This is a genomic window from Aquimarina litoralis (assembly GCF_019295435.1).
GTDB lineage: Bacteria > Bacteroidota > Bacteroidia > Flavobacteriales > Flavobacteriaceae > Aquimarina > Aquimarina litoralis_A.
This window is the reverse complement of the sequence record NZ_WEKL01000027.1, coordinates 1-11,464: the sequence shown is the minus strand read 5'-3', so window position 1 is coordinate 11,464 and position 11,464 is coordinate 1. Positions and strand designations below refer to the sequence as shown.

At 31.4% G+C, this 11,464-nt stretch carries 12 protein-coding genes; 4 read left to right on the top strand and 8 right to left on the bottom strand.

The features are described 5' to 3' along the window. Positions 1-7 precede the first annotated feature (7 nt). The 8 genes from GBO31_RS14715 to GBO31_RS14680 all read right to left on the bottom strand — a co-directional run bounded on the left by GBO31_RS14715 (position 8) and on the right by GBO31_RS14680 (position 7,194). A complete protein-coding gene (locus GBO31_RS14715) occupies positions 8-499 on the bottom strand; it encodes a DUF4280 domain-containing protein (RefSeq protein ID WP_219009124.1) in 492 nt (163 codons plus the stop codon). A gap of 6 nt (positions 500-505) precedes the next feature. Beyond that, the gene (locus GBO31_RS14710) at positions 506-1,474 is read right to left on the bottom strand and encodes a hypothetical protein (RefSeq protein ID WP_219009123.1); all 969 of its coding nucleotides are present in this window, start codon (positions 1,472-1,474) and stop codon (positions 506-508) included. A gap of 42 nt (positions 1,475-1,516) precedes the next feature. Further along, positions 1,517-3,301, bottom strand: coding sequence for a type VI secretion system Vgr family protein (locus GBO31_RS14705; protein WP_219009122.1), 1,785 nt, complete (start codon positions 3,299-3,301; stop codon positions 1,517-1,519). Between the two features lie 255 nt (positions 3,302-3,556). Then, positions 3,557-3,952, bottom strand: a complete 396-nt coding sequence (gene tssD, locus GBO31_RS14700) for a type VI secretion system tube protein TssD (RefSeq protein WP_219009121.1) — start codon at positions 3,950-3,952, stop codon at positions 3,557-3,559. Positions 3,953-4,091: 139 nt separating this feature from the next. Then, complete coding sequence (gene tssD, locus GBO31_RS14695; RefSeq protein WP_219009120.1) at positions 4,092-4,481, bottom strand: type VI secretion system tube protein TssD; 390 nt, start codon at positions 4,479-4,481, stop codon at positions 4,092-4,094. 257 nt (positions 4,482-4,738) lie between these two features. Further along, the gene (locus GBO31_RS14690) at positions 4,739-5,614 is read right to left on the bottom strand and encodes a TssN family type VI secretion system protein (RefSeq protein WP_219009119.1); all 876 of its coding nucleotides are present in this window, start codon (positions 5,612-5,614) and stop codon (positions 4,739-4,741) included. Beyond that, a complete protein-coding gene (locus GBO31_RS14685) occupies positions 5,611-6,537 on the bottom strand; it encodes a hypothetical protein (RefSeq protein ID WP_219009118.1) in 927 nt (308 codons plus the stop codon). Before GBO31_RS14685 ends, GBO31_RS14690 begins: the two co-directional genes overlap by 4 nt. A 27-nt stretch (positions 6,538-6,564) precedes the next feature. Continuing rightward, complete coding sequence (locus tag GBO31_RS14680; RefSeq protein ID WP_219009117.1) at positions 6,565-7,194, bottom strand: C40 family peptidase; 630 nt, start codon at positions 7,192-7,194, stop codon at positions 6,565-6,567. A gap of 202 nt (positions 7,195-7,396) precedes the next feature. Between GBO31_RS14680 and GBO31_RS14675 the strand changes: the two genes are divergently transcribed. The 4 genes from GBO31_RS14675 to GBO31_RS14660 all read left to right on the top strand — a co-directional run. Then, on the top strand, positions 7,397-7,828 hold the full coding sequence (locus tag GBO31_RS14675; protein WP_219009116.1) for a GPW/gp25 family protein: 432 nt from the start codon (positions 7,397-7,399) through the stop codon (positions 7,826-7,828). A gap of 8 nt (positions 7,829-7,836) precedes the next feature. Beyond that, complete coding sequence (locus GBO31_RS14670) at positions 7,837-9,672, top strand: type VI secretion system baseplate subunit TssF (protein WP_219009115.1); 1,836 nt, start codon at positions 7,837-7,839, stop codon at positions 9,670-9,672. Positions 9,673-9,694: 22 nt separating this feature from the next. Then, positions 9,695-10,684, top strand: a complete 990-nt coding sequence (locus GBO31_RS14665; protein WP_219009114.1) for a PKD domain-containing protein — start codon at positions 9,695-9,697, stop codon at positions 10,682-10,684. 2 nt (positions 10,685-10,686) lie between these two features. Further along, positions 10,687-11,464 (top strand): hypothetical protein (locus GBO31_RS14660; RefSeq protein ID WP_219009113.1); only part of this gene is annotated, 778 nt, incomplete at its 3' end.

Genomic DNA, 11,464 nt, shown 5'->3' with positions numbered 1-11,464 from the left:
AAATATTTTATGTAACGATTATTTCTTTAACATCTGATTCTTCCACCTGAAGATCTCTCGAGTCTACCATTGGGTTCATTTGTCTTTGGGCATCTGCATTCGCATCTTCAGAATTGCTAGAACTTCCAGCTGGTGATTGTCCATGATTCAATATACTTATACAAGGGCTCCCAGCGATAGGACAAGTGGCTTTACTATCTTCAAGTAAAACTTTGCCACCATTACTAAACTCTACATTTTCATAAAAACCATCCCATTTTGTGACTATAATTTGGCAAGGTTTAAAACTACTTCCTGTAGGTTGCAATTTGCATTGTCCAAAGGTGTTTTTCTCAAATGTAGCTCCTCCTAACTCCATAGAGGTTGCTAAAAGTTTTTCTGCACCATCACTATCATTTGCGTAATATTTAGAATGGGAGAGCACCTTTAATTTATCAGGTCCATCTCCAAACTGACATTTACACATAGCTCCTTGTACAACAGCATATTTTTGGCTCATAATACTCTACTTTTTAAATAATTTGGCCCAAAATCCTTTTTGATTTTCTTCTTTGTTTTCTTCTTCATCTTCAATTAACACAGAATGATCATTCATTTTTTCTAACAGAAACATTTTGACAGTTACTTTTTTCTGGGTAGTAAACTGAGTTTCAAAATCACCTTCATATCCTTCTACAATCCCTGTTTTTTTATCTAACAAATAAGTAAGATCGCAAGTTCCTTTTAGCTTTTTTTCTTCTGGATTAATTTTTGCGTAGTAAGGATCATCCAACTCATTTTCTATGTCTAAAGCACATCGCTCATCATCAATATCACCAGAAATTTTAATGATTATATCCTCGGACATTTCTTTTTTGAGATCTTCTACCTTAAATTTTGTATTATAATGAACAGCTAATGCTTTTCCAGCAATCGGATACGAAATTGAATGTTCAAAAGAAAAGCCGTCATTATATAAATTATATAAAGGAGCAAAGTAGAGTTGTAAAAACCAATCTTTACTCATTTTGTCATAAAAAACATCCTCTGATCTTAATGATTTATCAGTAAGATTTATATACTTATCAACTAAAGGACCTTTATACTTTTTTTGTAATTTCTTTTTAGTTTGATTCCAACGAGAAACTACTTCATCATGATTCAAAATGGTATGAATTTGACCATTTCTAAGCGTTTCTATTTCCAAAGGATAAATTACATTACTTACTTCATATGCTAATTTGTCTAGGAAGTCTTCAGGAACCTTATCATCTAGATAAAATTCGGGTAATCTTGAAATTCTAAAGGAATTCGTAAAATCATCTGTTTTGCCTAAAAATTGAATCGTTAGCTTATATCTAAGTTCAGTTTTTGACTTTTGATCATCAAAGATAATCATACATCCATATTTTCCTTTAAAATTGTCAGGTTTAAGGATGAGTTGATGATCTCTATCAAGAATAGCGATAGTATGTTCTTCCTGGAAATTCTCCATATTACGTTAAGCTGATCTGCATTTAGGGTGTTTTGATCTTACTTAAAACAATTTTACTTTTTCCTTACTTTGGACATCCACAGTTTTTCCTGAAGAAAGTGTAAGATTTTGTTTATTACTACTTAATGTTATTTCGTCAGAAACATTTTCCTGTTTTTTGGAATCTGTAGTAAGGTTTTCTTCAACAATCAATGTATTGTTTTTAGTCATTACATTGTAGTTTTCTGAAATACTTTTGGTAAAATCTTTTCCAGCTACCATGTCAATATTCTCTGCCGCTTTAATTTTAATATTTTTAGCATTGAACGTCATCGTTTCACCAGCAGAAATAGTAATGTTATTATTTGCAGTGTCAATATTAATAATATTACTGTTTTTATCAGTAATAGTAATGAATTCACCTCCATTAGAATCGTTTAGTTCTACCGTATGACCACTTCTTGTTCTTAATGCTTTGACATCATTATTTTGGGTGTTCCAATTAGATGGATTAGCTCCTCCCGTATATAATGTACCCAGAACATAAGGTCTTTCTGCATTACCACCTTCGAAGCCAATTAAAACTTCTTCATCAATTTCCGGAATAAAATGAAATCCCTTTTCTCCTCCTGCATGTGGAGTTACTATTCGTAACCATGGTGTTAATTCACCAGTTTCTTTTTGCCAAGGAAACTGAACTCTGATTCTACCAATCCCTTCAGGATCGCTATTTTCTTTTACTATCGCTACCTGAGTATCACTTTTAGGGAATGACATTATACTGGTATTAGGATAAGCATCTAGTTCTGAAGTAACTGCTTCAAATTTATTTTGATACTTCCCATTTTCTGTATTCGTATGAGTGATGCTAATTACCCGAAAAGTTCCATAATCTCCGCTTTCACTATTAATTTTAACTAATTGTCCGATTTTTACACCTGGATTATCACTGGCACCTTTGAAAATTACTTGTTTAATTTCTTCAGCCTTTTTCTGACGCTCTACATAAGAATCTATTCGTTGCTTTAAAGAAGGATCATTATAAGAGTTTAGATAAATGTTTGTCTCATTTGGGAAGATTTCATCAGATTTGTTACTAGTGAAACCATTATATCCGCTAGCTCCTGAACTAATTTCTGAAGTAGTTTTTTCATGGTCACTATCAGACAAATAGTCATTGGTAAAATATTTATAACTATTTGATGAAGGTTTTAGATCTAGAGAAAATTCTTGTAAGTCATGACCATAGGTAAGTAAAACTTCCTTCTCATCTTCAGGTTTCCCAAATACTAATGCACTACCATTATAATAAAACCATTCACCATATTGAGCAGCTAGTCTACTAGCATATTGAAAGGCGCTTTCTTCGTGCTGTACACTATAATGAATGTTTTCAGAAACTGAAGGATTGAAAATAGTCTTTAATTTCGATTGATCATACCCTTGAAAAGTATCACCTAATATACTTGCCAAATCCACATCGTTAAAAGAATTATAATGAGGTCCATCATCGGCAATGATACTACAACTATGAGCTTTAATCGTCACTAAATCTCCATTTTGTTGGTGGAATCCCATAGTGCTGTTTACAGAAGTGACCACTCCTTTGAATTCAAATTCTTTATAACCTGAAAAAGCTCCCAAAGACGAAATTTGAATTGTAATGATCTGACCCAGATAATCTTTAGTTTGTGAAGCAATATCTCCTGTGAAATTTTCCAGAACATCCATTCTACAAACTAATTCCAAGGTGTGATGCGCATCAATTTGTTGATGCAGCATTAATTTCTTGTAGGCACTTATAGGTGTTCCTCCGATAAATATTTGTGTATTCGACTGTAACGCCATAGTTTATTTTTTTAGGGGTCTATCATTAAAAATTGAAATAATGACCAATAAGTATAAAGTAGACTCTTTATATTTTTGATTAATATTTTAATTACACACGTAAATTTTCTTGTTCAATTAATAAGATAATTTTGTGAATAACGTCCGAACTTATTTAAAAGCTTAGTAAAGAAGTTGAGAGCAAATAATTAGCTATAGCATAAGTAACTATAAAATACTTGCTTACAAAACAATACGGAAACTAAGAAATTTCCGCTAAGCTTTAGAAGGCCAATTGTTAGTAAATGTAGTACCTTTAATAGTTATCTCCCTTGCAGATAAGACAAGATGTATTTGCATTGGTTGTGAGCTCTCTGCATTGAAATGCTCTGTATACTCGATACAATACGCGTCTTTCACCTCGACATTTTTCAGACTAGAGACATTGTCCCGTCTAAAAAAGGTAATCTTGCAATTTTTGGTAATTGTGGGAGATATAGACCAATCCAAAAAGTCAGTTTTGGCTGTGGATTCTATTAATAAGTTCACTTGTCCTCCTTGAGGTTTTGCACAAGGTCTTCCTGTATAATCGGTGTCTTGTCTAAAGGAAAAAGAGCAATCCAAGATGTTTATCTCTTCCCCATCAAGATCTAGTTTTGCTAAAAATGACATAAGTAATAATTTTAAAATGAATAACAACTTTATTATTTCCAATATTGTATGTGAAAACATAAAAGAAGAAATAATTACATAAGATGAGAAAGGGAGTGAAAAACACTCCCTTAACTTAATGTTATATCAACGGGGAAAATTATACCCACTCATTTACAAGTGAACTTGATCTAGTCTCAACTTCTCTTGCAGAAACTGTAAACCTTATTCTAGCAGGTGTATTACCTGTAGATTCAAAGCTTTCTTCATATTTCACGATATAAGCGTCAGTAAAAGTGATTTCTTTTGCAGTAGCTTTAGTATCTCTTTTGAAGAAAGTCATTTTTACATTAGTCATTCTGTAGCTATCATACGCTATATCAGATATAGCAGCATCATCTACATTAGATTCTACTTCCCAAGTACCTCTTCCTCCTCTTAGGATAGAAGATGGACGACCTGTTGCATCAGTCTCTCTAAAAAGACTGTAGTTGAAATTAAGTACATTGAAGGTTTTTCCTTCAAGCTCTACTGTTGCATTAAAAGACATAATAAATAAATTTTAATTAATAAATAATAATAATAAATGATATAATAAACGTAACTTGTACAATGTAAAGATACTAAAATAAGTAGAAATCTGTGTATTATAATATTGTTAAGCTATTGGGAAATAGTTAATTTAGAAGGAAAAAGACTACACTGTTTTCGGGGAATTTGCACTTCGTCGTGAATTTAATCCATCAAAAAAAAGATCTCAACGAGTATTTTGAGATCTTTTTTTAACAAAATTTTAACAGATGTTTTTTATGCTCTTTTACAAATAATCACATCATTTTCCTTAATTCCATTCCCTTCAATAGTTCGTGTAAAGTCAATATGAGATTGCATACCTATCCAATTCGGTTTGGTATAAAAAATCCAACCGTAAGGGTTATTTTTATCATCTAAAAATTCAATTTCACCTTCTGGATGTCTGTCATTATAATCGTTAATAAAGAAGTAGAAAAGCTTACCAAATTCCATCTTTTCAGGAGCTTTTAGTCTGAAATTACTTAATTCATCCGTAGTTTCTCCTTTATTAAATTCGAATGATATTACTAATGGATTTGCTAGTTCATCGTCTTTAGGATCTTTCATCTTTTTATCAATAGGGTAGAACCATTTCTTATAAATCGGTACAGGAACGGAAATCGCAAATTCATACAATTTTACAATCGTAATAGGAACTAGAAAACATAAAGATGAGGCTGCAAAAATATATTTATAATCAGGTTTGTAGATTTCTACTACAAATAAAAAGGTAATGAGACCAATAAAAATAGTAACTACGGTATATAGAAATTCGGGCCAAAATCTTGTAAGATTATCATCTAACAGATTGGGAAAAAATTTACGCATAGCTAATACGTGTAGTGCGCCCAAGCATAAAAATATTACCTGAAAACCGATAAAACTATTTAACGGAATGTTGTTTAAGACTTTTTCATTGCTTAGTAATGCGGTACCAGCAAAAACCAATAATACTACTAGCATGTATAGAAGAAATTTCTTTTTGTTTTTGACAAAAAGTTTTTTTAATCCCCCAATAAATGCCATTATTATAGCGCTAACGGCTAGTAATAAGATTCCTACCTTAAAAAAATCAGCGTTTACTGCTGCAGCTTGTAATGTCAAATTCATATCATAGTTGTTAGACCCATTCTGGGACTGTTAGTCTGATCTAATGTAAATGTCTCTTCCTTATTCGAATATGTTACGTTAATTGTTGTGTCTATTTCCATAGGGATAAAATAGTCACAAAAGATACTAATAAATTTTTTAGTAGCACCGCCAATAATGTATTTATCAATATTTTTTTGGCTCACTGGCCCAATTGTAATTTCCCATAAGGGATAGGAGATTACTGTCTCGTTTAGTGCTAATACCAAATCAACTCCCAGTTGATTTTTTTGCGCTTTAGTCTCATTATTAGGATCCTCTAACCGTCTGTGTTTTTTTGTAATAGTTACTTTTTCGTCAATGATCTTTTCCAAGCTCAAAGCTGTTAATTCGATCTCTCCTGATATTTTATGAACATACGGCAGTAATTGTAGTAATTTAATGCTGTAGTCTTTAGGTATGTTGGGGTCTATATTCCAGAATTTTAAAAGAAAATCAGTTCTTAAATTAGCAAATTCATTGATTAATTCACGTTCGTTTTTTTCAATGTTAATTCGTTGGGTGAAAAACTCATTTTCTAAAGGAGAAAAAAAAGCTCTGGCATCTTTTTCTTCCTTTTTTTGTTTTTGATGTAACTCTGTAAATGAAATATCACTTTTTGCCTTTACCGGTTCATGAAAAAAACCTTCTGGTAAAGTGTCATATAAACCATTTCTGGAAAGATGAAGCTGCAATTTATCTTTATCCCTAGAGTACGTGTCTAGTTTTATATCAATAACATCTCTTCTATAAGATCTAGAAAATGTACTGTTATTGAATATGTCAATATCCGTAAGATCTAAACTCGACTTTTCTAAAATTTCAGCAACAAAGACTTCGGCTTTTAGATTTTGATAAGTAGAAATAAGTTCTTCGTAGACAAGTTGTACTTCTTGGTTGTTCATTCGTTTAGTTGGTATAAAAGAATGCTATTACTTGTTTTCTGCAGTTTTGTTATTAGTGAATTTAGGTTTTTTTCCGGCGGCAACGAACATCCTTTTCCATGGTTGCTCTGATAACAGGCTTATCTGTACTCCATTTCCACCTGAATTTCCTCTGCGGGAAGTAGAATGCACAAATCTATCATTGCCAAGATAAAAACCTACATGGGTTATTTCTCTAAATTCTGAACCTTTTTTATTAAAAAAGATCAAATCTCCCTGTTTTAGATTATGCAATCCTTTAAATTTATTAGTATCGGGAGCATCAAATTGTTTTTGAGCAGTTCGCTCAATTAAATTTCCATAAACATCATGGAAAATATATTGCGTAAAATAAGAACAATCAATTCCATTTTTAGTGTTTCCGCCCAATTTATATGGAGTATTCATCCACTCGTCAATAAATTCAAATAATGGAACATTCTCTATTTCTTTAGGAGCAACACCCAATATAGCTCCATATTTTTTCTGAATTGGTAATATAGCGTTTTGTTTTGCTAATGCAATGGAGTCTCTTCTGGCCTGTGCTAATGCCTCTTGTTCTGCTTTTTTAGAACCTCCACAACTCATTACCCCAATAATTATAACAAGTAAAAAAAACGTTTTATAAAGTGTATTCATGCGATCATTAAAATTTAGACAAATATAAAAAAACTTATGGTTATTTTACACCCTATATACAGGGATAACAATAAAATAAAATTATAAAACATCAGATTCTTATTTTTTTATTTAGTTTATTGTATAATCAGGTGCTGATAAATAAAATCTTTAGTAACTTGCATTTGGTTTTAGGGTTAATTAAACACACAAATTAGTATACATGAGTTCTTCTTTCTATAAGTTGCCATTAGATACTTTTGGAATTGTAAAAAATAAAGACATAGATAGTTGTGATTTAAAACAATCTATTGTTGGTTTTATACACCTTATTACTACCTCTTACTTTGGAGAATGTACATTTGACGAAACCTTTGGATGTTCTATATGGAATGTAGATTTTGATAATTTGACGAGTACGAATAAATTACGGAATACAATTTCAGAATCATTGGTAGAGAGTATTACTTCTCAGGAAAAAAGATTAAAAAGAGTAACAGTGGATGTTGCTATTAATCAAGAGGAATTTAGTAATAGAGGAAGTTTAAATAGAATTAAAAAAAGAGTTGATATAAAGGTAAATGGTGTGATAAGTAGGACAAATGAGGGGTTCTCTTGTATTGAGAGATTTTATATTGCTCCACTTTCGTTTTAAAAGAGATTATGAGTACAGAAAATAAAGTTCAGATAAAAAATAGGATGATCAAAAAGGCGGCTTCGCTTTGGGGAGTTTCTCCAAACGAAATCGAAAGTTCTTTTGATCCTGTAGTTTCTCTTTTGATAGGAGCTTGTGCATCTGAGATTGAAAAAATTTCAAGTGAAATAGATAATTCTCAAACACGTATCACAGAAAGGTTAATCCAGTTAATGACTCCGGAAACATTATATGGATCTAGACCAGCTCATGGAATTATTTATTCAGATCCTATAGAGAAAAAAACTACTATTACTCCAGAACATCTTTTGTATTTTAAAAAGAAAATAAAAACAAAAAATGCAAGTACCGAGTTAAAAAATATCTACTTTTCACCAATTCAAAAAAATCATCTAATAGATGCTACTATTAGTAGAATGATTTGTGGCAATAAAATTTTTGAATTAGAAGGAAAGAGGAAAACTACTAGTACATTGTCTTTAAAAGATACCAGTACACTTTCTCCTTCGACTTTATATTTAGGAATACAAACTGATCAGAATAAAATAGCGTTAAAAGATGTTTCGCTTTATTTTGAATTATTAGATGTTCAGGAAAATGAACTTTTTTATCATCACCTGAAAAATACCAGATTTTATTTTGAAGATAAAGAATTTAAAACCGCTTCTGGGTATTTTAATAGTGATGTCTCTAGAAGAACCAGCTTGGAATCTATATTTGATTTCAAACCGAATAAGACAAGAAATATAGAAGAAAAGGTAAGTAAACTTTACAAAAAACATTTTGTTTCTGTAAAATCTGATATTTCTATAAAATCAGAAGCAAAATTACCAGAAGAATTCTCTAAATTTATAGATCAAAAGACACATGATGATTTAACTAATTTTAATTGGATAAAAATAGAGTTCCCAAGAATTATTGATGATTCTATTCTGGAGAGTGTTTATTGTACGTTTAATGCATTTCCCGCTTTGAATAGAAAATGGGAAAGTATTTCATATCAATTAAAAGATTATATCGATATTGTGCCTATAAGTACACAGGAATTATTTCTCGATATTAAAGGAATTTCTAACACATCTGGAAAAGAATATAGATTAAGAGAAAACGATTCTGCATCTGATGATAAAGGAACCTATGTGATTCGAAGAGATAATGTAAGTAAGTTAGATTATAGGAAAGCAAGAGAATACCTAATTCATTTGATAGAGTTGCTTAAAGACGAAAGCGCATCTTTCTCTTTTTTCGGGAACGATTTTTTACAGTCCAACATAAATGAACTCAATCAGAATATATCGCTTTTAGAAAAAAAGGTTACTGATATGAAAAAGTCTTCAGAGGAGACCAATTATATTTCGGTAAAACCATATAAGAAAAAGGATACATTATTGGTAGAGTATTGGGTTACGAATGGAGAAGATGCTAATCAAATAAAATCAGGTAATAGTCTTAGTATTTATCAAGGAAGTGATCTTAAACAAAAAGGAAGTATGTTTTTAACTTCTACATTTCAGGGAAAAAACAACCTTGGAATGGATGAGCGTTTGAATGCCTATAGGAGGGCGTTGCTTTCTAGGAACCGAATTGTAACTAGAGAAGATGTGAAGGCATTGTGCTATGAATTGTGTAGTAATAAGGTTCATGAGGTCAGAGTAGGAAAGGGGTTTAAAACAGATATTCACGTTTCTAAAGGTTTGATACCTTGTATTGAAGTACAATTGATAGAAAATAAAGAAGAAAACACCTCCGAAGTAGAGTGGAATTCCTTAAAAAGTAATATTTTGTCTATTTTGGAACAACAATCTCTTAATGTTTTTCCATACAAGATAACAGTGATAAGTTAATTATATTAGAAAAAGAATAGTAATGAAGACATCGAATAATACAAAAAATTATCATTTAGATAAAAACGTAATATTGTTCTTTATAACAACAATATTGGTTACAGCAACCGTTTTTGCTTTTAAGTACGTAAACTATACTCCTTGCGAGATGATTGAATTTTCATTTAAAGAAGAAGGCGTGAGAGTTGATGATCCTATTGCATTTGAAGATACTACAATTGGAGCCTTGGAATGGAAATGGGATTTTGGAGATAGTACAGCAACTGATACCAGAAGAAAGCCGTATCATACTTATAAAAAGCCTGGAGAGTACACGATTTCTTTGATTGTAAATGGAAAATGCCCTAAAGAAAGAAAAATAACAGTTTTAGAGAAGAAGGAAATTTTAGACCCTTCAAAAAAAGCGAAGTTTAAAATTCTTACACCTAAAATAAGAGTGGGAGAAAAATTAAAGGTTGAAGATAATACTTTGAATGCGACAACTTGGGAATGGAATTTTGAGAACGCAATTGGAGCTACTTCAAGAGAACAAAATCCAGAATATACCTATAGCACCTCTGGGAAAAAGACGATTACTTTAATTGTAAATGGAGAAATTAAGTATGCCACAACACAAACCATAGAAGTATTGCCTAAAAAGAAAGAAAAAATTAAAAATGATGACGTAGTGGTTCGTGATGTTTCTGTAATTCCAGAAAATCCAATAGGGGATGATCCGATTGATGATGATCCTAAGGAAGAATTTAAAGCACCTGAGATTAGTGAAAAGTCATTTAGATCAAAGATTATCTTGGTTTCAACAAAAAAATTAACAGCGAAAGATTTTAAACCTTACCTATGCGGAAATCTTGATCTACCAATTATCGTAAATAAGAAGAGAACAACTTTTATCGAGTTTTGTGAAAAAATCAGAGGGAAAGGTATTAAAATAAAAGAATTGGAATTAACTAAAGAGGATAACAACTGTATCAAAAATGTGGTTGTAAGGTATTCTAAAACAAGTTTATTTTAAAGATGGAATTAACAAATAAAAATCATCATCGCGTCAACTGGATTGACGGTATGAAAATTAATAAAAACCATTTTATTGAAGCGGATAATGCATTTACCAATTTTTCGCAACTTATAGGAGCGAAAGATATCAATGCTATAAACTATGGTTTGCTACCAGATTTGGCTGGAGATGAAGCTGTAGATATGGTTTTTTCAATGGACGGTCAGGATACTATAAAAGTGCAACTTAATAGATGTAGAGCCGTAACTAAAGGAGGTTTTATAATAAATATTACCCCTGAAATCTCTTCGGCATTAGAACAGAAAGGAAGTATTATAAGTACTGAGTACAAAATTAGTAGTACCGAAGAAGAATGTTATATCGTTCTTAGCGTGGATCCTTATGGAAGAGTGCCGGTTGGAGATGCTGATCCCGAAGAAGAGCCACCAAGACATCCTTATGTTTTGCCGGAATATAGCCTTCATGTTATTAATCTAGCTGAGGCAAATGACCAAGAGTTTGGAAAGCATCATATTACTATAGGAAAAATTGAGTTTAATGATGGGATAGCTGCGTTAGCAGAAGATTTCATTCCTCCTTGTGTTTCTATTCAAAGTCATCAAGATCTTAGATATATTTATACAGAAATACATACTTTTTTTAATGCAATAGAGAAATACTCTATGAACATTATACAAAAGATCTATCAAAAAAAGCAGTCTAATGAACTGGCTACTATGGTGTTAACATTAACTCAAAATTCGTTGCAGTATTTAGGAGGAATGTTACCATGTTACC